The organism is Paraciimarium castrense LEGE 11436, assembly GCF_056633055.1.
Genome location: NZ_JBSJOW010000004.1, coordinates 213,018 through 234,276, shown reverse-complemented (window position 1 = coordinate 234,276; position 21,259 = coordinate 213,018). Strand labels below are relative to the sequence as shown.

Sequence of the window (21,259 nt, the reverse complement as noted above, 5' to 3'; positions counted from 1 at the left end):
CGTCCGAAAGCAGTCGATGGCCTGGTCTTCTCTCCGACGTGGACAGCTGGCTGGCCTGGCGGCCGCCGTCCTATTCGGCATCAGCGCCCCGCTGATCAGCACCGTGACTGGTTCTGGCTCGGCTCTGAGTATCGCCGGGCTGCTCTATGGGGGCGCCACCCTGGCCCTACTGGCGGTGCGGCTGTTCCGAGACACCGAGGCCGAAACCTCCGTAGGCAGGCAGGACTGGCCAGCGCTCGCGGCCCTCACCCTGCTCGGCGGCGTGGTGGGACCGGTGGCCCTGGTGATGGGCCTGGCGCGCCTGCCCGCGGCCTCCAGCTCGCTGCTGCTCAACCTGGAGGCGGTGTTCACCCTGGCGATCGCCGTGCTGCTGGGGCGAGAGCACTTAGGCCGGCGGGGACTGCTTTCTGCTGGGCTCACGATCGCCGCGGCGGTGCTGCTCTCCGAGGGCTCCCTCAGCGGAGCCAATGCAGGGGGCAGTGCCCTGATCGCTTTGGCCACGTTGGCCTGGGGTATCGATAACAACCTCAGCCAGAGCCTCAGCCTGCGCAATCCGATCCAGATCGCCACCTGCAAGGCCGCGGGCGCGTCGCTGCCGATGCTGGCGCTGGCGTTGCTGCTCGGGTACCCCTTCCCGGCGCTGCCAGTCATGTTGGCATTGCTGGCGATCGGGGCCCTGGGCTACGGCATTTCGATCTGGCTGGATCTGCTGGCCCTGCGCGATCTCGGTGCTGCCCGCGAGGCGGTGCTGTTCTCCACCGCGCCGTTCGTGGGTGCCCTGTTCTCCCTGGTCATCCTGCGCGAGGCCTTCACGCCCCAGTTGCTGGTGGCCGCTGGCCTGATGGCCGCGGGTGTTCTGCTGCTGCTGCTGGAGCAGCACAGCCACTGGCATCGCCATGACGTGCTCCGTCATGCCCATCGCCACCGGCACGATCCACTCGGCGGCGATCCCCATCACGAGCACCGCCATCAACCCGAGGAGCTGGAGGGTGTCGCTGCCGATCAGCCCTTCTGGCACGCCCATGAGCATTGCCACGGGGAGCTGGAGCACGCACACCCACACGTCAGCGACACCCATCACCGCCATCGCCACTGAGCAGGCATCGGCTCTCGCCTGCTGGGGCATGCGACAGCAGGAGGTCGAATCAGCCCGGCGGCAGCGGCGAAAGTTCCCAATGCGGCGCACAGACCTGCCAGCCCTGCTGCCGCTTCTGGGCCCAGAGCCGGATCGCCTGCTCGCCTGTGAGCTCCCTGCGCAGCTTGGAATAGTGCTGGCCCTCCGCTGGGTATGAGCTCCCCGAGGGTCACCTCCAGGCTCTGGCTCCAGCGGTCGTAACGCCATGGCATGAAGTGCAGCACCTGGCGGCCGTCGCTCAGCCAGCCTTCCCGGGGTGAGAGCGGCGGCCGGCCGGGCCTGTCGGTGAAGTTCATATGCCGCTCAGGCCACCTCCGGCGCCCAGCCCTTCTGCCGCACCAAGTCGTCGGTCCAGCCCTGGCAGCGGCTGGTGAGGTGCTCACCATGCGCGATCAGCCCTTGGTGCAGCTGACAGGTGAGCACCGGGATGCAGTTCACCCCGGCGTGGTGGCGGAACCAGTGGCAGGTCATGCAGACCTTGCGGCTGCGGGTCTTCTGCAGGGTGCCCTCATCGAGGTAGGGCCAGTCCTCGATCTCGTCGGTGCGGGAAGGCTGCAGACGGGAGAGCGGGACCGGCACCATGGCAACCACGATAGGCGTACACCTGTACTAACAGGGGATGCGCTTTGGCGCCAGGCCCTCAGTCGCTGCTGGCCTGGTGCTGCACCAGGAAGGTCTCAATCCAGTCGTGGTGGCACTTCTGGTTGATCCGATCGGCGATCGTCGCCGCCTCCTCGGGCACCTGGAACCGCTTGCGGAAGGCCCGGGTGAGGCTCTCCAGGAGTGGCCGTGGCAGGGCCCGCAGGGTGCTGTGGAGGTGCTGGATCGTCTTGGTATCGAGGGGCACCTGGCCGAGGTCGGCCGGGGCAGATGGGGGTGGCGTCGGGGCCGTGGCCTGGGTGCGACCCTGAGCTGGGGAAGCAGCGGCGGCGGAGGAAGAACCAGCCTCCGGCCGACTCAGAGAAGACCGCTGCCCACCAGGCCGCTGGGGCCCATCACCCTGGCCCGCAGCACTGCTGACCTCTCGCTGGCGCTTGTCATAGAGGGCAAGGCCAAACGGATTCCCGAAGGTCATCAGCGCCCGCTTCATGGCATCGGTCTCGGCCTCCTTGAGGGCGGATTCATGGGCCTGGCCCAGGTCCACGTCGATGCCGTGGCCGGCGCCGCTGCCCTCCCGAACCAGGGGTGTCAGCCTGCCGGCGGTGACGGTGACGCGCACACGAGCGGTGTAGGTGACGCCCCAACCGGGCTTCTGATCTCTGCCGATCAGCCGCTCGGCCTGGGCGACGCAGCGGACGGCGATGGTCTGGCGCTGCCAGCCGTCGAAACCAAAGATGCGGTTGGCTTCCGCGATCACCTGCCAACCCTCCAGGTAGCTCACCCGGCTGCGGCCCTGCTCCCGCTGGCGGACGTTGGCTCGATCGAGCGGGGCGGAGAGCGCCGCGAGCTGCTCGGGGGAGAAGCCAGCAGGCGGAGCCTGGGGGGCTTCCGGTGCCGAGGTTGGTGCTGGAGCCTCCACAGCGCGGTCAGTTGAGCGGATCAGCTCCAGGGCCGAGGGCGGCCTCTGGCTCGGTCGAGGAGGAGCGGGGCGGCTGGTGGTGCGGGTCCCGTTGGCGGAAGGAGCGGCGACGGTCATGGCGATGGAAGCGAAAGGGTGTGAGGAGCGAAGGGGGCCCCGGCTGCCCAGCAAGGACCCCAGTTGCGAGGGGCTTATGCCCCGTTCAACAGATGCGCCAGGAGCGGCGGGAGAGGAGCTGGGCACCGGGGATGAGTTGGCCGGCTTTGAGGGCCTCCTTGATGGCGGCCTTGTCCGGCTTGCTGGTGGTGGAGAAGCTCAGCCACTGGGGATCGAGGGCGTCCTCGTCGTCGATCTCGACGGCCTGGGACTTGCGGGAGCTGAGCTCGTGATTCGGAAAGGAGAACCGGGTGGCGGTGGGCTGCAGCCGGGTGAGGACCAGGACCAGGGAGTCCTCGAGGGCGTCGGCCCGGGAGGCATCGGATCGAGAGAGCTCAGTGAGACGCTTGGCCTGCTGCTGGCGGTAGGCGGCCTGACCACGCAGGTGCTCGATCACCCAGCAGGTGGCATCGGCCTTGGCGGCGAGGGCGGCCTTGTTGCCTTCCTCTGCAAGCAGGGCAGCCTCCAGCTCGGCGAGTGCCTGTGCGCGGGAATCGTCGTCATCGGCTTCCAGCTGCTCGGCGAGCTGGCCGATGGCGGTGGTGAGCTCCTGGGCCTCGATGCCCAGCTGCCAGAGAGAGCCGGAGCGCTGGAGGGTGCAAGACGGCCCGGCGGCTTGAGGGAGGGAAGGAGCGGCAGGGGCAGTGAGAACGGCCATGGGGTGGTGAATGGGGATAAGGGACAAGACGAACGGGGCGGCGACTGCCGCTCAAGTGGCGAGGGGCTCTGGCGCGAACGACGGCGGCACTTCCATCACCACCACCGGCACCGGCGAACGGGAGGAGCAGCGGCGGGCCTGCTGCACCAGCGAGGCCGTGCCTGCCCCACCGGGGAAGGCGATCACCAGCACCGAGGCGCTGAACGCTGGGGAGGTGTGAGCCTGGGCCTCGACCAGGGCCTGCTCCAGCAGAAGGCGATTGCGGATCGGACCGGCAGCGCGGCCATGGCGGCGCCAATCAGCAGCGAGGGCCTGGACCCCCCAGCCGAGCTGCTGGGCGGCACGGCCGATGGCGCGATCAGCGCCACGGGCCCCGCCATGGAGCAGCAGATGGACAGGCCGGCCACCGCTGCGCTGGAGCAGGGCGGAGGCGATGCGCTCCTGGGGCCAGACGAGATCACGGCCACCGGCAGCGACGATGACGACCGAGCGATGGGCCAACGCTGGCGGCGGCAGGAGGCCAAGGGAAGGCAATGCAGCGGCCTGGGCCACTGCAGCAGAGAACAAGCTCATGGGCTACAGAGCAAACGAATGGGGCAAGTTGTCCGAGGATTTCGTTGCCGCAGGCGATGGGCTCGTGGCCTTTGGCGCAGCTCTTATCTTACCAGTACAAACGCACTGAGCAGCGAGCAGAGCAGCTGCGGGGCAATGGATCTACGCAAAGCAAAGCCATCCGCTGGTGGATCGGAAAGCTGATAAGCAAGGCCATCAGATTCAGCACGGAATGCCCAGCTGGCCGCGCAGCCGCGCGAGGCAATTTGGGGCCTTCCTCTTCTTCATCAACGCGGGCGAAGGCCCGGCTACCGCAGCCGCGGGAGGACAGCCATGCCTGCACCCCCTCACCGGCCCCGGAGCGGAGGGCGGCGGCGGCTGGCCGATGCACGCCACGGCGCAGCCGTGGCACGCTGAAGGACGGCCGTCGCCGACCGGAGCCCTGCGGTGCCTGCTCAGCTCGCTCGGGCAAAAGCCAGCAGTCCAGTGAGATCACCGCGGTCAGCTCGCTGAAGAGCGCTGATGTACTGCTGCCTCAGAGCTGAGGCATTCACCAGGGAACTGCTGCCGCCCCAGGAGAAGCGAGGTGCACCCAGCTGCTCGATCAACGCGTCAGCGATCAGGCGGGCGTGGCGACCGTTGCCGTTGGGGAAGGGGTGGATGGAGACCAGCCGGTGATGGAAACGGATGGCGATCAGATCCACCACATCCACCCGGTGCTCCACCTGGAAGGCGATGTCGGCCAGCAGGGCCGGGACTTGCATCCGGATCTGCCGCCAGTCGGCGCCGATGCTCTTGTCGCTGCTCCGGTACTGACCGGCCCAACGCCAGCTTTGGCCAAACATCTCGCGGTGCAGGCGTCGCAGCCAGCTTTCTTCCAGCGGCCGGGGCCGTCGCTGGCGGGACAGCCAGAGCAGAGCAGCTTCGATGTTCTGTTGCTCCCATTCATTGAGTTGGCTGCGGTTCACCAGATGGGTGGGCAGCAGCCCCTCCAGCTCATCCCCGTCGAGGGGCGTAGCCCCGGCCGGCAGGTCCTCGTTTAATCCCACAGCCGGCTGCCGCTGGTGTGGAGGATCTCCTGGGCCATGGCCTCAAGGCGCTCCTCTGTTGCCTCGGATGGCGCATCAATGGGCTGGGCCTCCAGCGCCATGGTGCGACCGGCCCGTTGCTGCCACTGTTGCGCCAGCCTCAGGGCCTGCTGCCGTCTCATCTCCCGCAGCGGGCGCCTGGGTACAAGGGCGTACTGCAGGTCGCAGTCGAGGGCCTCAGCCACCCGCCGCAGGGTGCCGAGGGTGATGGCATCGGCCGCCTCGGCCTGCTCCAGCTTGCGCGCCCCAGAAGCCGTCACGCCAAGGCGTCCTGCCAGCACAGCAGATGTCATCCCCAGGGTCTCGCGGATGGCCCGCAGCCAGCCTGCTGGCGGACGTGGCGGCAGCGGGTGACTCGCAGCCTCTTGCAGCACCGCATCCATCTGGGCCAGCCGTAGCTCCTTGGCATTCATGGTGGATGGGAGCGATCAGCCCTGAGAGGGTGCACTAAAAGCAACCTATCACTCCTTGCACTTGCTGGCGAAGGAGAGCGATGGGTTGCCTAATGGTGAGATTGCGGGAGCGATAGGTTGCTCAGACTCTCTCTGCACATGCTTCTGCGATCTGGTTGCGGGACGGTTCAGCCTCAGGGGCCGCTGAGGAGCTCGGCCAACAGCATCCGCGGGGTGTTGGGGTTCGCATCCGCAATGCTCATCGCCCAAGACGTTTCGCGGCCCGCTCAAAAGCGTCGTCCACCACGTCATCACCACACCACTTGCTGTAAGCCGCCAGGTGGGTCTCGACGCTGTGGCCCATGGCGGCAGCGGCGACCTTGGGAGGCAGTTCACAGATCAGGTGGGCACGGTGCGCATAGCCATGCCGCGCCGAATAGAGAACGAGCTTTTCGCCGGCTGCTTCGTAGTCCTGGCGCAGTTCCTGCCAGCGGCGCCGCCTGCGCATGTAGAGGCCCAGATCCTCGGCGCCATAGCCAGGCCGCATCGGCGGCAATGGCTGGCTCTTGAACGTCTCCAGCAGATGCCAGCCCTCAGCCCAGTCATCACAGGGAAGGAGACGCAAGGGCCTGGGTTGGGTCTCGCCCCGACTGGTGCTTTTTCGGTATTCGCACCACAGGCGATCGCCTCGGATCTGAAGGTGCTGGAGCTCCTCCGGCCTCAGGCCATAGGCCGCCAGCAGCTGGAAGGCAAACCTCCACCGTGGGTCGGGGATGGCATCCACCAACTCCAGGATGTGCTTCACCTCCAGCGGGGTGGTGATGGTTTTCGCTGCTCGCTTGCGGCCGACGTAGGGATCAAGATCGAGCGGTGGCGCCCATTCCGGGCCCAATGTGCCGTTATCAACGCCCCAGCGCAGGAGCGCTGCGGTCTGCTGCACCTGGATCTGCCGGCCACGGGCTCCGGGTTGCTTGGCCCAGCGGGCCGTCACGGCTTCCAGTAGCTCCCGGGGGTTGGTTGGCGGTCGCTTCCCCTCGAAGACAGCCAGCAGTTCAGCCATACGGCGCTGATACACGCTGTTCCAGGTCTGAGGCTTGATGGCGCCGCTGCTCAGCTTTCTCGCCTTGAACCGCTCCACCAGGGCAGGCCAGTCGATTGGCCCAGTACCGGAGTCTCCGGCCTGCTCATCGCCCGCCAGCGCGGCGTCGATCGCTTGATCCAGAGAGGAGCCAGCGAGGTACGCGCCGTGGATTGCCAAGACGGCGTCTCGAATGGCATCGGCCTGTTCATGGCTCCACTCGATGGGCAAGAGCACCTGCTGCCGCCCGGACCTCCCATCCACCGTGAGGCGGGTGCGACCCCGGAAATCAGAGACGCGCCAGCCGCTGCTCGTGCCCCGCTGGGCAAGGGAGAGGCGCAGGCCGGAGCGCAGCACCGACGCCCACGTGCTCGAGGCCCTAGAACTGCCCATGTGAGCAAATATGTGAGCAAATCGACCCCAAAAGCCTGGCATGGCTGGGCATCGCCTGTCACGCTCTTGCAGCCCAGAAGCTTGCTGTAGCAAGGGGTTTTGACTGAGATCGCAGCAGTGGAGCGGGGTCCGAAAAACCCAAAAAAGAGGGCTTTGGGAGCACTAGGTCGCAGGTTCGAATCCTGTCGCCCCGATTCAGTGATCCCATGGTGTTCCGGGGCATGGGTTGCACAACAAGGGGACCACAGGGGCGGACCACAGCCGCCAGTGCTTGGCGCCCCGGATTTCGCCTGGTTTGCCAGACACCCGACAGGAAGGCGCTCCAGCTGGCTTGGACGCCCTGAATGGCCAAGGTCAAGGCCGAAGTCCCGCGGCCTCCTCAGAGCTCGTCTCGATCATGGCCACAAGGGTCTCGGCCCGCTCAGAACCAGCATCCTCTGGGTAGAAGGCACTCGGCATGGAGCTGGGGCAATCGCTTGGTCTGCAAACAGCAGGCATCGGACGCGGATCCAGCGATGATTTCCTCACGACGCCGACCCGGCTTTGGACCTTTCGCCTTTCATCCCGGGAATTTCTGCATTGCTGGAGGAATTGGAGGAGCTTCTGGCCCATCACACCACGGTGGCCTGCCTGGAGCACATGAAGTGGCTTGGAGCCTTCATGTGCATCACACCCGTGCACAAGAGCCTGGTTGGTGCTGCCACCACTGAGCAGGAGGGCTTTGAGCTGGTCAGGAAGCATCAGCCCACACTGCTGATTGCCAGCCAGGTCTTGCAACAGGGAACAGGCCTTTCCTTGGTGGGGCAAACCAAGGCGCTGAATCCTTCCATCAAGACGCTGCTTGTTATCGACGATTCAAGTGAAGCCTTGGTGCGGGAAGCGCTGGCTAGGGGCTGTGACGGGATCTGCTATCAGTCAGAACGCTTCATGCCTGCCCTTCGGGTCGTCGCCGGAGGTGGGATCTACTACCCACATTCCGTTGCGGAGGTCCTGCGCAAAGAAGGCCCCCCCCCTAGAGTGGAACATCTGACCGCAAGGGAACGGGAAATTCTCAACCAGTTGATGCTGGGCCTGAGCCACCAGCAGATCAGCAAGCAGCTCGTGGTGAGCGTGGAAACGGTGAAGACTCATGTGAAGCACATCTACCAGAAGCTTAATGTTGACAATCGAACCCAGGCCGTGGTGCGCTCCATTGCCGCAGGGCTGATCAGCCTCGAGTCCGCCCTGCAAGAGAACCCCTAGACGCCTGGAAGACCAAGGCAGGCGCTGAATCCCGGCGGAGCTTGGCCAAGAAAATCACCCATTTGGGGGATGCACGTGGGCGCGGTCTTGAGGGATGGTGAAGAGACCTCAAGGACGACCAACCTGTTTCTCCTTAGCGCAGTCGAGATGCATACCCACACAGAACGTTTTTTCAAGATCTGCCAAGGGGAACTGCAGGATGCAATTGAAGCCTGTCAAGCAGTTTTTCAGGCACAAGATGACCTTGAAATCAACGTAGACAACTGCGTTGCAGCCACCCTATTGGCCTTGGGGATATCATTTTCAGTAGAGCGAAACGTGTCGCTTTGCCAGGAATTGAGCGGGTTCATTTTCGATACATACAAGTACATTTCTAACAAGATTGGCGATATCTACAATCACGACAGTCTGGCAAAGATGCAACACCTGGAAGAAGTCAAGGGCATTCCCCACGAGGAAAGCAGCATCGAATTCTTTACGATGAAGGGGAAAGCTGGCGAGAATATTGTACAGATGCTGAGCATCTGTCAGGTCTATGACGAGGCGATGAACACGGAGACTCGCAGGGGGCTTGAAGAAGCATTAACTCATTTCGTGCATCTTTTGATTAGCCTAGACGGCAGAGCCAAACACAAAAGAGGTCATCACAGCATGTCCTACAAAGAACTACTGACCATGACTCTGCTTGGCAAGGCTGGCTCCGGGCGAGGTCAGGAACAAGATTGTGCTGGGGAATCAGCAGACCCAGAGACAGAAATGGCAAGCCAGTCTTTTGCCAATGCCCGGCATGACATACCTTCCCTTCTGGGGTTGGAATCAATCAAGGAAGACGTGTCTGGTTTTGTCAAGCTTCTTCGTATCTAGTTGGTGCGCAAGGAGGCGGCTCTCGACCAGAGGTCCTCGATGGCGCTGCCAGGATCGCCCTGCTCGACAACCACATCGGCGACCTGCGGAGACACGTTGCGCACCGGGAGGCGCTGAACAGCCCTGGGGGTGGCCTCGCACTGTTCCGGACGCCCTCAGGCAGTGTTCTTGCAACCGGCTGCGGCCGGCGAGGCGTTCCGGCTGCCTCACCTGGAGGATCCTCCGCCTCGTGCAGCCTTGCTGCGGCAGGGCCCCTCCCCAGCCTTCAGCCCCAAGGGGTGCGCTTTGGCAAGACCCTCATCCAGCAACGGCTGCGACGTGCTCTGACCGCGACAGAGAGGATCGACGGCGGATCTCAGGACGTCCGCAACAGCCTGATTCTGGTGAGTGATCTGGAATCCCAGCTCCAGGCGATCACCGGATCGATCCTCACCACTTCGGGGTAGGCCACCCGTGCCGGCGGGCGTGGCGGCCCTGCTGGAGCTGGCCGAGCGCTGGAGCGACTCCCGAGGCCAGGACGGCCCCCCTCCCGGCCATGCGGCGCCCTGCGACGGTCATGCACACCTCGGTTCTGGGCCATTCCCCCCACCCCCTGCTGAGTGGCAGGTTTGAAAGGCGGCGGGATTGCACTCGGTCTGTCTGCAGGTACCGCTCCATCAGCCTCAGCCGGGAGGGGGTTGCTGGATCGCACTGGTTGCCTGGTGGGGGGCGCCTGCCGCCGGAACAGCAAAGATGAGGCCGTTTGCGATGTGACTGAGCCCATTGGGCTGACCCGCGGCGCGGTGCTCGGGGACGCCAACGAGGGCGACATCCCAGTAGGGCTCAAAGGGGGCATGTTCGCGTTCCGCCATCGCGGTTGATCGCCGCTTCTGCCCTCAAGGCGGGCTTGCAGCACCTGCGGCATCAGGATCTCAATCTGATCCCACTGCAGTTCCATCCGGTCGAAGCGCTCGACAAGGCGCTGCTCCATGGCGGCGAGGACAGCCGTGTTGCCGACTGCGTTGCCACGGACCTGAGCTGCACTGCCCTTGCCCACGGGCCAGCTGCCGCGGCTGAAGGTCTCCTCCACGTCCGCCGAGGTCAAACGACCGACTCCAGCGCTGGGTGGCCCCAGCTTCTGTTCGAGAAAGGCCCGGGCGGGAGACAGGGTGCGGAAGCGGGCCTTGAGCCGTGCCTGGCTGCACCCCTCAACCCACAGCAGCGGCGAGGGGGCCAGGGCCGCAGCGGACCGTGCTGTTTCCGGGATCCTCGCAGCAGGCCACGCACGGCGGCATTCTGCTCGCCAAGCGTGCGGAACAGGTCGGCATCGGAGCGGGCCATGCGGGCCATCAATGCCGCAAAGCGGCGGCTGAGATCAGCCATTGGCCTGGTTGTCGGCCTGGCCGCTGCCACCCACCAGCTGGCGCAGCTTCTCGATCAGCCGGCTCAGGTAGACGATGCCCCAGAAGCCGGATTCCTCCTTGGCTTGCTCCAGCTCGCTGAGGAGCTCATGCAGGGCACACTCCTTCGCCTCGAAGGCCTCCAGCGCCTGGTGGAGATCCTGGGCCTGGGTCATCGCCTCGGCCTTCTCCCGGCGGATCACAAGCAGCCTCTGCTCATCGGTCAGGGGTGACGGACTGCAGGGCTCTCCCTTGCAGTTACGACCCCTGGCAGCACCTCACGCCGCGCAGGCGGCTCAAACCTCAGTACGGTTTCAGGCACGGCAATGGGTCAGCGATGCCCAGCATGACGGCGACAGAAGCCTGTAAACAGCCCTACATGCTGATCGATGAAGTGGGCCAATCCCACGAGGCCGGACAGATCACCGGCAAGCGCGGCAATGCCGTGGTCCTTTCGGAAGACAGCTGGCGGGCGATTCATGAAACCCTGCACGTGGTGTCGCTTCCGGGGATGCGTGAAGTGATCCTGGAGGGCATCGCCACGCCGAGCCGCGAACTGAGCTGTTCTTCCGGCCGCTCAGCGAGGCCCTGGGCAACCCCTTCAGCTGGCGGGCAGAACCCGTGCCGATCGGCGGCGAGGCGTTCCAGGCGCCCCTGCTGGAAGCGGTGGCCAAGGCCAACGGTGAGCCTGGTGATCCGCTGGAGCTGGCGGTGAGCGGCCAGCAGATCCACGACCCCTCCCTGGCCCTGGTGCAGGAAAGCGAAACCTGGAACGAACTGAACAGCGAGCGACTGCGTGGCCAAGAGATCCCGCCCCGCTGGGGGCTGGCGGTGAGCCGCGACCAGCTGCTGCTGATCGATCGCCAGAAGTGGGCGGCCTCGCGGCTGCTGCACGTTGAGCTGACCACGCTGCTGGGCGAAAGCAAGTCGTAGCCCAGTGGCCAGCAAGCGCAGCCTCAATGCGAGCAACCTGGAAGCCCTGGGGGCTGCCGCGCTCGCGGAGCTGCTGATCGAGGTGAGCGGTGGCAACGCCGTGGTTCAGCGGCGGCTACGGCTTGCCCTGGCCACCGCCGAGGGGATCGATGCCGCCGCCCAGGACGTGCGCAAGCGTCTGGCCGCGATCGATCGGGCCAGCACCTTGGTTGACTCACGCAAACGCAAGGCTCTGCTGAGTGATCTGGAAGCCCAGCTCCAGGCGATCAGCGGCCCGATCGCCGCCGCTGACCCCAGGCAGGCCTGCGATCTGCTGTTGCGCTTGCTGGAACTCTCCGAAGGGGTGCTGGAGCGTTGCACAGGCAGCAGCGACACGGTGGTGGGGGTGTTCGAGCGGGCCGCCAAGCAGCTCGGGCCGCTGGCCCAGGCCGCCCAGCTGCAGCCGGAAGCCCTGGTGGAGCAGGTTGCCGAGCTGCTGGCCGAGAACGGCCATGAGCAGTTCGATGCGCTGGTGCCGGCACTCACCGAGGCCCTTGGCAAAAGGGGCCTGAAGCTGCTGGAGAGCAGTTGCCGCCAGCGTGGCAGCCGCGACGGCGACACACACCTGCTCCAGATCGCTCTGGCCCGGGGCGATGTGGAGGGCTACCTGGCCCAGTTCGATGCTGAGGATCTGCGCTGGCGCGACATCGCCGCCGGCGTGGCCCAGCAGCTGCTGAGGTGCGAGCGGGCGGAGCAAGCCCTGCAGATTCTCGATGCAGCCACGGAAGAGGTCGCAGATCTCGAGGAGTCGGCGTGGCACGACAGCCGCATCGCCGTGCTTGAGGCCCTCAATCGCCGGGCGGAAGCCCAGGAGATGCGCTGGCAGTGGTTCAGCCACAGCCTCTCGATCCCCCACCTGCGCGAGTACCTCCAGCGCCTGAACGACTTTGAGGATGTGGAGGCCGAGGAGCGGGCCCTGCAGCTGGCCGGGCAGCATCCGGAGAGCCTGCGGGGGCTGCAGTTCCTGGTGGCATGGCTGGCCATCTCCCGCGCAGCCCGCCATGTATTGGCTCATGCACGCGAGTGGGATGGGGAGGCTTACACGATTCACTGCGCCGCCGCCGAGCGCCTCAGTGCCCACCACCCGTTGGCGGCCACCCTGCTGCTGCGGCCACTGGTGTTCTTCGCGCTGGAGATGGGGCGCACCAAGCGCTACCGCTACGCCGCCGAGCACCTGCGTCACTGCGACCAGCTGGCGGCCCGCATCGACAACTGGCAGGGGCAGCCGGACCATGCCACCTACCTCGAGAGCCTTCATGACAGGTTCGGGGGAACCTGGCAGTTCTGGGAAAGGCTGGAGTGATGGAGAGGTCAAGGGCGATGATTTGCAGACTCAGCACGACACTCAGCACGACACTCAGCACGACACCCACCAGGCGTCTTCATCCAGAGCAGACCAACGAGATCTTTTCCATGTCGCTGCAGCTGTTCCACAGGTTCAGATCCATCACCTGCCAGGCTTCGATCTTCGCCCTGGCCCTGGCGCCGCTGCTGGCGACGGCAGCACCCAACGGCACATGGCTGTCGCAGCCCCAGATCTGGTATTACAGCTCCACCAACAGGATGGGCGAGCTGATGGCTCGGATTCGAGCCGTGCGCTATCGCGTGGTCTTTCTCGACTACCGCAAGGTCTCTGATGCCACGCAACAGCAGGTGGCCCGGGAGGCCCGCCAGCAGGGGTTGATGCCGGTGGTGTGGGTTCAATCGCCCCAATACCGCTCCCTGAGCGTGCCCGACCTATTGCATGAAGCACGCCACGGCGACGGCATCCAGGTGGATGATCACTTTTTTGCCAATTACACGCTCTACGATTTCTATCGGCTTCGCCAGCTCTACACCAAACCGATCTTCTGCAGCATCCAGCCCTTCCAGGTTGGCCTGGTGCCTCCCAGGGGATGCAATCAGCTGGATATTCAATGCTACACAGCCCAGACATTCCAGCAATGCGTCAAAACGGCCGACCGACTGGGCGCCGTCGTGAGCTTGTCAGAGAAAAACACCCTGGGCTATCAGAACAGCATCGGCACGCGCTACTTCAATACGTTTTTGTGGCCGGGCTGATTTGTGGCGGGGCTGATATGGGGTCAGTCGCGACCCAGGCGCAAGGGGCCCATCACCATCACCGCGTTGATCGTGAAGATGGCACCATCGAGGGAGGCCGTGGGTTCATCCAGCAGCATCACGCTGGGGTCGAACTGCAGGGCCCGCAGCAGCCTCAACAGCTGCAGCTCACCACCGGAGAGCCTCTCGGCGTCGTAGCTCCTGAACACGCCAGGGGGGCCAGTCCCCAGCCCTGCGGCGGTCGCCCCTGGGGGCGGATCGAGCCTGCCTGAAGCGGATCCAGCAGGGCCATCGCTCGCTGCAACAGCGTCTTGCCCGCCCCTGAAGCCTCCAGCAGCCCCAGGCGCTCGCCGGTGGCCAGCCCCTTGGCCGAGCGACGTTCGTGCGCCTGGACAACAGCCTGCTCAGAGCAGCTCTGCGTCAGGCGCCGCCAGGGGATCAGGGCTGCTGAACGGGCCACCCCTCAGCAGCGATGGCGCCGGTTGGGAGGGCGGCAGCAGCGGTTCGGGCTGCAGGGCCGGAAGGCTCAGCGATTCCGATGAGACCGGCTCCGTGCCGGGCGGCTCAGTGCCGGGCGGCTCGCTGGCTGGTGGTTCCACGACCGGCAAGCCTGCAGGCGCCGGCTCAGCCAGGGGGTCAGTGGCGATGGCTGCATCAGCGGGGGCGGCCGTGCTGCCGATGCTCAGCCCGGTGATCGGATCAACAGCCGCTGGGCTTGTGCTCAGCCACACATCGGCGATCAGGCCGGTGCTGCCATCGCTGCCGGTGAAGCTGACCTGACAGGCACCATCCATCCCGAGGCCATGGGTGTTCTCCCCGATGGAGTTTCAAGCTGGATCACCGCGACTCAGCCGCCAGATCTGATCAGCCAGAAACTCCGAAGTGATGGGAGCGTGGAGGTGGTTCTCAAACCAGGGCCATTGGGCCAGCGACCGACGTTCACAGAAAGGCACTGAGCCCTGTTGTTCGAGGCGCGCCGCGATCGGCTCATGGGCGGGGTAACGGGCGGGAGCAGGGGTCCTGCAGAGGCTGGCCGGTCCGTTGATGCTCGCCGGCAGGGGCTTGATGCAGGTCAGGGTCGGCTCTGCACCAGGCGGAGGTTGAGCCCAAAGACACCTCGTGCGTACGCGCTCAGGAGACAACTCAAGAACTGGAGCCCCACCTAGGATGGTCACGGCTCGAAGAAGGGGAAATAGGAAACCATGACCACGCCACTGAGCCAAGCAGAAGCCCTCACAGCTCGCCTCGCTGATCACTCTCTCGCCTTTTACGGATTCAGCATCTTTGCCATCATTCTGATTCGTTATTTCGTGATGGCCGGTGTCTCCTGGTGGCTGCTGTACGCGCGCTCCGAGCAGGTCGGCGATGGAATCCGCCGTGACATTTACCTCTCTGTGCTCTCGGCCGGCGTGTTTGCCCTGGCGACGGCGGGGTTGATCACACTGCAGACCATGGGGCTTACCCGGCTCTACAGCCAACCGGAGCAGTACGGCTGGTGGTACCTCGGGCTCAGCTATGGCGCCGTGCTGATCCTGCAGGACGCCTTCTTCTACGCCAGCCACCGGCTCTTCCATCACCCCGCCCTCTACCCCTGGTTCCACCAGGGCCATCACCGCAGCCGCCAGCCCACCCCCTGGACGTCCTTTGCCTTTGACCCCCTGGAAGCGGCCGTTCAGGCGCTGTTTCTGGTGGCGGTGGTGATGCTGCTGCCCCTGCACCCGGTGACGCTGCTGGCGGTGCTCACCACCATGACCATCTGGGCGATCGTGAACCACCTCGGCCTCGATCACCTGCCGTTGCGCTTTCCGCACCACTGGCTGGGGCGCTGGCTGATCGGCCCGGCCCACCACTCGATCCACCACCGTCGCCAGGGCTTGCACTACGGGCTCTACTTCACCCTGTGGGACAGGGTCTTCGGCACCGAAGACGCCACCTACGCCCAGCGGCTTCAGGCCAGGGGCGGAGCGATCCTCCCCTAGCCGCGCCCGTGGGGCTCCAGCCAATCCAGATCAGGCCCCAGGGGCACCACACCGGTGGGATTGATGGTGGCGTGGCTCTGGTAATAGTGGCGCTTGATGTGATTGAAATTCACCGTTTCGGCCACCCCCGGCACTTGGTAGAGCTCACGGCTGTAGGCCCAGAGCTGGGGATAGTCCACCAGCCGCCGCAGGTTGCACTTGAAGTGACCCACATACACCGGATCAAAACGAAGCAGGGTGGTGAACAGGCGCCAGTCCGCCTCGGTGATCACGTCCCCCACGAGATAGCGCTGGCCTGAAAGGCGCTGCTCCAGCTGATCCAACAGGGCGAACAGCGGCTGCAGGGCTTCTTCGTAGGCCTGCTGGCTGGTGGCGAAGCCACAGCGATACACGCCGTTGTTCACCTGCCGGTACACCTGATCATTGATGGCATCAATCTCCTGCCGCAGTGAGTGGGGGTAGAAATCACCCGGCAGGGCACCGAGCTGATCAAAGCTGGAGTTGAACATCCGAATGATTTCAGATGATTCATTGCTCACGATCGTGCGCTGCTGCTTGTCCCACAGCACGGGAACCGTGACCCTGCCGCTGTAGCTGGAATCAGCCAGGGTGTAGAGCTGATGCAGCACCTGGGCCCCCTCATTCGGGTCGCCCACCACGCCCTCGCCTGGGTTGAAGGTCCAGCCCTGATCCCCCATGAACCAGTGCACCACCGACACAGGAATGAGCGTCTCCAGACCCTTGAGGGCACGGACGATCAGGGTGCGGTGGGCCCAGGGGCAGGCCAGCGACACATAGAGGTGGTAGCGACCTGGCTCGGCCTCAAAACCGGCCTGGCCGGAGGGGCCGGCCTGGCCATCGGGGGTGATCCAGTGGCGGAACGCCGCGCGGGAACGCTCGAAGCGCCCGCCGCTCTGGCTCGTGTCGTACCACTGGTCGCGCCACACACCCTCCACCAACAGGCCCATCGGAGTGCCGTCGCTGGGTCGACCGTAATGGCCCCCTCCAGCCGGCCAAGGGGACGGCCCATGAGAACGGCGTGTTACGTTTCGTTGCATTGCTTTACGAAACGCCATGACCTCCAGTTCCGCCGGCCAGCGCCCCGCATCCCTTGACAGCCAGGAGCTACAGCAACGGCACCTCGAGCAGCTGCAGAGCGCCGAGCGCTTCAACGGCCGGGCCGCCATGGTGGGGCTGGTGATCGGCGTGGTGGTGGAAGGGCTCACCGGCTTCGGCATCGCCCACCAGATCGGCCTCGGCGCCCTGGTGGATGGCTATGCGGCCTGCAGGACCAACCTGCTGCCCTTCTGCTTCTGAGCCCCGCCCACCTGCTCCACCGTGATCCTCACCCTCGCCATCGAGCTGGCCTCCACCGTGCTGGGCCTGCCCCTGCGCCAGATCGGGCTGGCCCTGGGCTTTGCCCGGGTGCTGGTGCTCATCGCCTGAACGCTTGCCGGCTCAGGGGGCCCGGAAGGCTGCCCTCTGCGCCTCGTTCCAGCTGGGGCCGCCCAGCCAGCCGCCCAGGGCGGCGGCAATCGCCGAGGCCGTGAGCAGCCAGGGCAGCAGGGCCCCATTGCCCTGAAGGGTGAACACGAACAGGGCGCAGAACAGCGGCGTGCGGCAGGCGCCGCTGAACAGGGCAGCAGCCGCCACCCCCGCCAGGGCCGCCTGTTGCTGCGGCGGCAGACCGCCCAGCCAGGGCGTCACCAGCACGGCCCCGAGGCTCATCGAATCGTGCATGAGGCCGCCGGGGGCTCCGATCGCGATGCTCAGCAGAGGCCCTAGCAACCGCGGACCGGCGCCCCACCAGGCCGTTGTGGGGGCACCGGCCAGGGCAGGTCCCAGCACCAGCGAGCCGTCGTTGAGGCTGAGGCCACCGCTGAGCACGGCCAGCAGCGCCAGGGCCAGCACAACGCCAAGGCCGCTGAGCCAGGCGGAGCGGCCCCGCAGCTGCCGGGCCAGCTCTCCCGCCAGGGGAAGCAGCAGCCGCACCAGCAGCACCCCCAGCAACGCTGTGATCACGGTGATCAGCAGCGCCAGCGGCAGCAGACGGAACTCCAGAGCCGCCCCCATGCCCTCCGCCAGCCGGGCCGGCTGGCCCAGCCGTGAATTGAGCGCGCCGCCGATGCCGGCGAGGATCAGGGTGGGCACCACCAGCGGCAGGCCATGCACGGCGCTGAGTTCTTCCAGGGCATAGGCGGCCCCCAGCAGTGGCGAGCGAAACGCCGCCCCGAGGCCGGCGCCGCCGCCGATGGCGGCCAGCAGGGCCAGGGGCACCTGGCGCAGCAAGGGCAAGCGCTGGCGCAGGGCCAGCAGCGTCGAGGCCCCCAGGGCCGCAGAGGGCGATTCCGTTCCCACGCTGAGGCCAGCCAGATGGGTGAGGGCCACCAGTGGCAGGCGTGCCAGCTGATGCTTCAGATCAAGGCTGGCGCTGGCCCTTTGGCGCTCCTCCTCCCCGACGGCGTCCTGCAGCACCAGCACGCCGGTGATGCCGCCGCCGCGGCCGGCCGCCAGCGGCCCCCAGGCCAGGGGCAGGAACAGACCTGTGCCCAACAGCGGCAGCAACAGCAGCCAGGGCCGCTGCGCCAGCCCTCCGCCACTCCAGAGCTGCTGCAAACGAAAGCCCAGCTCCGAGAGCCACTGGTAGGGAAGCTCCACCAGGCCGATCACACCACCCGCCAGCAGCAGAGTCAGCGACCAGGCCAGCGCAGCGCGCAGGCTCTGGGCAGGGGAGCGGCGAGGGCCGGTCATCGGCTGCTGGAGGGCACGGCGATCATGCCGTTGGGGCGGCTGAACGCCTAGGGGATGTGTCGATCCAACGCGCTGGAGGTTCCGGCAGCCACAGGGCCAGCCTGCCCGCAGCGGCGCGCGCCATGCTGAATCCATTGGCACCAGAGGCAATGTCGTGAAGACAGACGAGCCCGGGTCCCCCAGCGTCGGCGGCGGTTGGCCGGTGATCGACGGCTGGGCCAGGGCCACCCTCTCGCCGAAGGGCCCCCTGCTCTGGCAGACCCTGCTGCACAAGAGTGCCTGCCTCTCCTGTGCCTGGGGCACCGGCGGCCAGAACGGCGGCTTCCGGGACGAGCTGGGCGAGCCCCTGCAGCGCTGCCTCAAGAGCGTGGAGGCGATCAGCGCCGAACTGCAGCCGGCGGTGCCCGAGGCCGTGTTCGGCCAGCGCAGCCTTCAGGAGCTGCAACAGCTCAGCTCCCTGGAGGCTGACCGCCTCGGCCGCCTCAGCCACCCCTTGATCCTGCGCGAGGGCCGCAGCCACTACGAACGGCTCGGCTGGGACGACGTGTTCGAGCTGGCGGAGGCCGCCTTCCGCCGCCCGCCGGAACGGGTGGCCTCCTACAGCTCCGGCCGCTCCTCCAACGAGGCCGCCTACCTGCTGCAGCTGCTGCTGCGGGCCTGGGGCTCCAACAACCTGGCCGACTGCTCCGACCTCTGCCACGCCCCCTCCACCGTGGGGCTGGCCGAGGTGTTCGGCTCGGGCACCTCGATGGTGAGCCTGGAGAGCCTGCAGCAGGCCGACTGCGTGGTGCTGGTGGGCTCCAACGCGCCGGCCAACCACCCGCGGCTGATGAATGAGCTGATCCGGCTGCGGGAGCGGGGCGGCACGGTGCTGGTGATCAACCCGGTGCTGGAGGTGGGGCTGCTCAAGTTCGGCTCGCCCGCCTTTCCGATCAAGTCGATGCTGCGGGGGTCGGAGATCGCCTCGCTGTTCCTGCAACCGGTGCCGGGCAGCGACACGGCGGTGTTCCTGGGCATCCAGAAGGCGTTGCTGGAGGCCGGCTCGATCCAGTGGGACTTCCTCAAGGCCCACACCGAGAACTGGCAGGAAGTGCTGGAGCCGCTGCAGGCCACCTCCTGGGAGGCGATCTGCGCCTGCTGCGGCCTCAGCCGCGAGGAGATCGAGCAGGCCGCCGCCATGATCAGCCGCGCCCGAGGCGTGGTGTTCGCCTGGGCGATGGGCATCACCCACCACGTGAACGGCACCGCCAATGTGCAGGCGATCGCCAACACCGCCCTGCTGAGCGGCAATGCCGGCCGGCCCGGGGCGGGCACGATGCCGATCCGGGGCCACTCCAACGTGCAGGGCTTCGGCTCGATGGGGGTGTCGGTGAAGCTGCGGGCGGCGATGCAGGAGGCCCTCGAAGCCCTGCTGGGGCGCCCCCTCAGCCGGGTACCCGGCTACGACACCCGCGCCCTGATCGAGGCCGCCGACAGCGGGGCCGTGGACACGCTGCTCTGTCTGGGGGGCAACCTCTGGGGCGCCAATCCCGATTCGCAGCAGGCCCGCCGCGCCCTGGGCCGCATCGACACGGTGATGTATCTGGCCACCAAGCCCAACCAGGGCCATTTCCATGGCCTGGCGGCCCAGACCACCCTGCTGCTGCCGGTGTTCAACCGCTTCGAAACGCCGCACCGCACCACCACCGAGTCGGGCAACAACTTCGTGCGGCTGAACGAACCCGGCAGCACCCACCTCAAGCAGGCCGATCTGATCAGCGAGGTGGGTTTCCTGGCGGAGCTGGCCCGGCGGCTGATGGGCAGTGAGCCCTTGGACTGGGGCCGCCTGCAGGATCCCGCCTACATCCGCGAGCTGATCGCCCGCACCGTGCCGGGCTACGGCCCGATCGCCGCCATCGACTCCACCAACAGGGAATTCAGCGTGGAGGGGCGGGTGTTCGACAGACCCCACTTCCCCACCCCGTCAGGGCGGGCGCGGATGCGGCCCACGCCCCTGCCGGCGCTGTCGTTGCCGGGGCCCGATCACTTCGGGGGCCTGGCCCCTCGCGAGAAGGGCCTGGTGCTGGCCTTGATCACCGCCCGCAGCTACTCCCAGCACAACACCGTGGTGTACCAACCCGGCGATGCCTACCGGGGCATGCCCCACCGCAACACCATCCTGATGAACCGGGGCGACCTGGCCCGCGCAGGCCTGGAGGCCCACCAGCGGGTGACGGTGCAGGGGGAGGCCGGCAGCCTGGAAGCCGTGGAGATCATTCCCGGCGAGATCCGCGAGGGGGCGGCGCTGATGTTCTACCCGGAGGTGAACGTGCTGATGACCCCCCGGGTGGATCCCCGCTCGGGCACCCCGGCCTTCAAGCGGGTGCCCGTGCTGGTGCGGGCTGGGGTCAGTGGCCCTTGAGTTCGGCTTTGAGACGGGCCGACACCTTGGATTCAGGATCCACCCCTTCAAAGGTGGGTGGCAGCCAGACGCGCACCACCAGCAGCACCGCCATGGTGACCAGGAACAGGCACACGGCCAGGATCTGGTGCCAGTCGGTTTCCAGTACGCCATTCACGATCACTTCCCGCAACACCGACACGATCGCAATCTCCACCGACACCCCGATCGACACCCTCTGCTCCTGCAGATAGATGATCAGCAGGCGGAATAGCTCCACCAGGATGAGGATGAACAGGATGTCTGCCGTGATTTCATGGAACTGCGGCTCCTGCAGCAGCGAAGAGAACAACACCTTCATCTGCAGCACCATCACGCAGAAGATGCCCATGCACAGGGTGATGGCGATCAGGTCCTGAACCGCCTCCAACGACTGCACGATCTGGACGCGGCGCAACTGCTGATACCAGGCCAGTTTGACCGGGGGTTCCGGGGCAACAGGGGGCTCCTTGGCGACGGGGGGAACAGGGGAGATGGGCTTGACGGCGGCGGTGGGTGGTCGTTCGGCGGGGAGCTGGGCGGCACTGCTGGTCATCACTGAATCAGCTCAGAGGACGGAACATCCGCGGCCCGCGCTGAGGCGGAGAGGCGAACGCCCTG

Annotated in this window: 24 protein-coding genes and 1 tRNA gene; 11 read left to right on the top strand and 14 right to left on the bottom strand. The window is 66.3% G+C overall.

Features of this window, described 5'->3' with window-relative positions:
* Nucleotides 1–16: 16 nt before the first annotated feature.
* Nucleotides 17–1,096 carry a DMT family transporter gene (locus ACWJIO_RS08430; protein ID WP_480312762.1) on the top strand — a complete coding sequence of 360 codons (1,080 nt, stop codon included), beginning with the start codon at nucleotides 17–19 and terminating at the stop codon, nucleotides 1,094–1,096.
* A 49-nt stretch (nucleotides 1,097–1,145) separates the two neighbouring features.
* On the opposite strand, the gene ACWJIO_RS08425 is transcribed toward ACWJIO_RS08430, so the two are convergent.
* The 8 genes from ACWJIO_RS08425 to ACWJIO_RS08390 form a co-directional block, all read right to left on the bottom strand.
* Complete coding sequence (locus ACWJIO_RS08425; RefSeq protein WP_480312813.1) at nucleotides 1,146–1,229, bottom strand: hypothetical protein; 84 nt, start codon at nucleotides 1,227–1,229, stop codon at nucleotides 1,146–1,148.
* Between the two features lie 209 nt (nucleotides 1,230–1,438).
* Nucleotides 1,439–1,717, bottom strand: coding sequence for a galactose oxidase (locus ACWJIO_RS08420; protein ID WP_480312760.1), 279 nt, complete (start codon nucleotides 1,715–1,717; stop codon nucleotides 1,439–1,441).
* Between the two features lie 58 nt (nucleotides 1,718–1,775).
* Nucleotides 1,776–2,771: an RAD52 family DNA repair protein gene (locus ACWJIO_RS08415; protein WP_480312759.1), complete on the bottom strand. Its 996-nt coding sequence runs from the start codon at nucleotides 2,769–2,771 to the stop codon at nucleotides 1,776–1,778.
* A gap of 85 nt (nucleotides 2,772–2,856) precedes the next feature.
* The gene (locus tag ACWJIO_RS08410) at nucleotides 2,857–3,468 is read right to left on the bottom strand and encodes a siphovirus Gp157 family protein (RefSeq protein WP_480312757.1); all 612 of its coding nucleotides are present in this window, start codon (nucleotides 3,466–3,468) and stop codon (nucleotides 2,857–2,859) included.
* Between the two features lie 51 nt (nucleotides 3,469–3,519).
* Nucleotides 3,520–4,041: an SLOG family protein gene (locus ACWJIO_RS08405; protein ID WP_480312756.1), complete on the bottom strand. Its 522-nt coding sequence runs from the start codon at nucleotides 4,039–4,041 to the stop codon at nucleotides 3,520–3,522.
* A 434-nt stretch (nucleotides 4,042–4,475) separates the two neighbouring features.
* Nucleotides 4,476–5,069: a mobile mystery protein B gene (locus ACWJIO_RS08400; protein WP_480312755.1), complete on the bottom strand. Its 594-nt coding sequence runs from the start codon at nucleotides 5,067–5,069 to the stop codon at nucleotides 4,476–4,478.
* Nucleotides 5,060–5,521: a mobile mystery protein A gene (locus ACWJIO_RS08395; protein WP_480312753.1), complete on the bottom strand. Its 462-nt coding sequence runs from the start codon at nucleotides 5,519–5,521 to the stop codon at nucleotides 5,060–5,062. Before ACWJIO_RS08395 ends, ACWJIO_RS08400 begins: the two co-directional genes overlap by 10 nt.
* Nucleotides 5,522–5,759: 238 nt before the next feature.
* Nucleotides 5,760–6,935: a hypothetical protein gene (locus tag ACWJIO_RS08390; protein WP_480312751.1), complete on the bottom strand. Its 1,176-nt coding sequence runs from the start codon at nucleotides 6,933–6,935 to the stop codon at nucleotides 5,760–5,762.
* Nucleotides 6,936–7,094: 159 nt separating this feature from the next.
* Between ACWJIO_RS08390 and ACWJIO_RS08385 the strand changes: the two genes are divergently transcribed.
* From ACWJIO_RS08385 to ACWJIO_RS08375, 3 genes are all read left to right on the top strand, one after another.
* Nucleotides 7,095–7,165: transfer RNA gene (locus tag ACWJIO_RS08385), tRNA-OTHER, on the top strand.
* A 349-nt stretch (nucleotides 7,166–7,514) separates the two neighbouring features.
* Entirely contained in the window at nucleotides 7,515–8,213 is a 699-nt protein-coding gene (locus tag ACWJIO_RS08380; RefSeq protein ID WP_480312749.1) for a LuxR C-terminal-related transcriptional regulator, read from the top strand.
* A gap of 75 nt (nucleotides 8,214–8,288) precedes the next feature.
* Nucleotides 8,289–9,077: a hypothetical protein gene (locus tag ACWJIO_RS08375; RefSeq protein ID WP_480312748.1), complete on the top strand. Its 789-nt coding sequence runs from the start codon at nucleotides 8,289–8,291 to the stop codon at nucleotides 9,075–9,077.
* Between the two features lie 1,354 nt (nucleotides 9,078–10,431).
* Here the strand turns inward: ACWJIO_RS08375 and ACWJIO_RS08370 are convergent.
* Entirely contained in the window at nucleotides 10,432–10,632 is a 201-nt protein-coding gene (locus ACWJIO_RS08370; RefSeq protein WP_480312746.1) for a hypothetical protein, read from the bottom strand.
* A gap of 161 nt (nucleotides 10,633–10,793) precedes the next feature.
* Between ACWJIO_RS08370 and ACWJIO_RS08365 the strand changes: the two genes are divergently transcribed.
* From ACWJIO_RS08365 to ACWJIO_RS08350, 4 genes are all read left to right on the top strand, one after another.
* Entirely contained in the window at nucleotides 10,794–11,171 is a 378-nt protein-coding gene (locus ACWJIO_RS08365; protein ID WP_480312745.1) for a type II toxin-antitoxin system Phd/YefM family antitoxin, read from the top strand.
* Nucleotides 11,078–11,389 carry a hypothetical protein gene (locus ACWJIO_RS08360; protein ID WP_480312816.1) on the top strand — a complete coding sequence of 104 codons (312 nt, stop codon included), beginning with the start codon at nucleotides 11,078–11,080 and terminating at the stop codon, nucleotides 11,387–11,389. The genes ACWJIO_RS08365 and ACWJIO_RS08360 overlap by 94 nt, the downstream gene beginning before the upstream one ends.
* A 4-nt stretch (nucleotides 11,390–11,393) precedes the next feature.
* On the top strand, nucleotides 11,394–12,731 hold the full coding sequence (locus ACWJIO_RS08355; RefSeq protein ID WP_480312744.1) for a DUF6880 family protein: 1,338 nt from the start codon (nucleotides 11,394–11,396) through the stop codon (nucleotides 12,729–12,731).
* A gap of 110 nt (nucleotides 12,732–12,841) precedes the next feature.
* A complete protein-coding gene (locus ACWJIO_RS08350) occupies nucleotides 12,842–13,489 on the top strand; it encodes a hypothetical protein (RefSeq protein WP_480312742.1) in 648 nt (215 codons plus the stop codon).
* A gap of 23 nt (nucleotides 13,490–13,512) precedes the next feature.
* On the opposite strand, the gene ACWJIO_RS08345 is transcribed toward ACWJIO_RS08350, so the two are convergent.
* Both ACWJIO_RS08345 and ACWJIO_RS08340 read right to left on the bottom strand, forming a co-directional pair.
* Nucleotides 13,513–13,698: an ATP-binding cassette domain-containing protein gene (locus ACWJIO_RS08345; protein WP_480312740.1), complete on the bottom strand. Its 186-nt coding sequence runs from the start codon at nucleotides 13,696–13,698 to the stop codon at nucleotides 13,513–13,515.
* A 195-nt stretch (nucleotides 13,699–13,893) separates the two neighbouring features.
* A complete protein-coding gene (locus ACWJIO_RS08340; protein ID WP_480312737.1) occupies nucleotides 13,894–14,283 on the bottom strand; it encodes a hypothetical protein in 390 nt (129 codons plus the stop codon).
* Between the two features lie 408 nt (nucleotides 14,284–14,691).
* Between ACWJIO_RS08340 and ACWJIO_RS08335 the strand changes: the two genes are divergently transcribed.
* The gene (locus ACWJIO_RS08335) at nucleotides 14,692–15,468 is read left to right on the top strand and encodes a sterol desaturase family protein (RefSeq protein WP_480312735.1); all 777 of its coding nucleotides are present in this window, start codon (nucleotides 14,692–14,694) and stop codon (nucleotides 15,466–15,468) included.
* On the opposite strand, the gene ACWJIO_RS08330 is transcribed toward ACWJIO_RS08335, so the two are convergent.
* Complete coding sequence (locus ACWJIO_RS08330; RefSeq protein WP_480312734.1) at nucleotides 15,465–16,436, bottom strand: glutathione S-transferase family protein; 972 nt, start codon at nucleotides 16,434–16,436, stop codon at nucleotides 15,465–15,467. The two genes, ACWJIO_RS08335 and ACWJIO_RS08330, sit on opposite strands and share 4 nt — an antisense overlap.
* A gap of 106 nt (nucleotides 16,437–16,542) precedes the next feature.
* On the opposite strand from ACWJIO_RS08330, the gene ACWJIO_RS08325 reads away from it, so the two are divergent.
* Nucleotides 16,543–16,785: a high light inducible protein gene (locus ACWJIO_RS08325; RefSeq protein ID WP_480312733.1), complete on the top strand. Its 243-nt coding sequence runs from the start codon at nucleotides 16,543–16,545 to the stop codon at nucleotides 16,783–16,785.
* 141 nt (nucleotides 16,786–16,926) lie between these two features.
* Here ACWJIO_RS08325 and ACWJIO_RS08320 read toward each other — a convergent pair whose 3' ends face one another.
* Nucleotides 16,927–18,219 carry a chloride channel protein gene (locus ACWJIO_RS08320; protein ID WP_480312731.1) on the bottom strand — a complete coding sequence of 431 codons (1,293 nt, stop codon included), beginning with the start codon at nucleotides 18,217–18,219 and terminating at the stop codon, nucleotides 16,927–16,929.
* A gap of 154 nt (nucleotides 18,220–18,373) precedes the next feature.
* On the opposite strand from ACWJIO_RS08320, the gene ACWJIO_RS08315 reads away from it, so the two are divergent.
* Complete coding sequence (locus ACWJIO_RS08315) at nucleotides 18,374–20,620, top strand: FdhF/YdeP family oxidoreductase (RefSeq protein ID WP_480312729.1); 2,247 nt, start codon at nucleotides 18,374–18,376, stop codon at nucleotides 20,618–20,620.
* Here ACWJIO_RS08315 and ACWJIO_RS08310 read toward each other — a convergent pair.
* On the bottom strand, nucleotides 20,607–21,194 hold the full coding sequence (locus ACWJIO_RS08310; protein ID WP_480312728.1) for a phosphate-starvation-inducible PsiE family protein: 588 nt from the start codon (nucleotides 21,192–21,194) through the stop codon (nucleotides 20,607–20,609). The genes ACWJIO_RS08315 and ACWJIO_RS08310 overlap by 14 nt on opposite strands.
* Nucleotides 21,195–21,259: the final 65 nt, after the last annotated feature.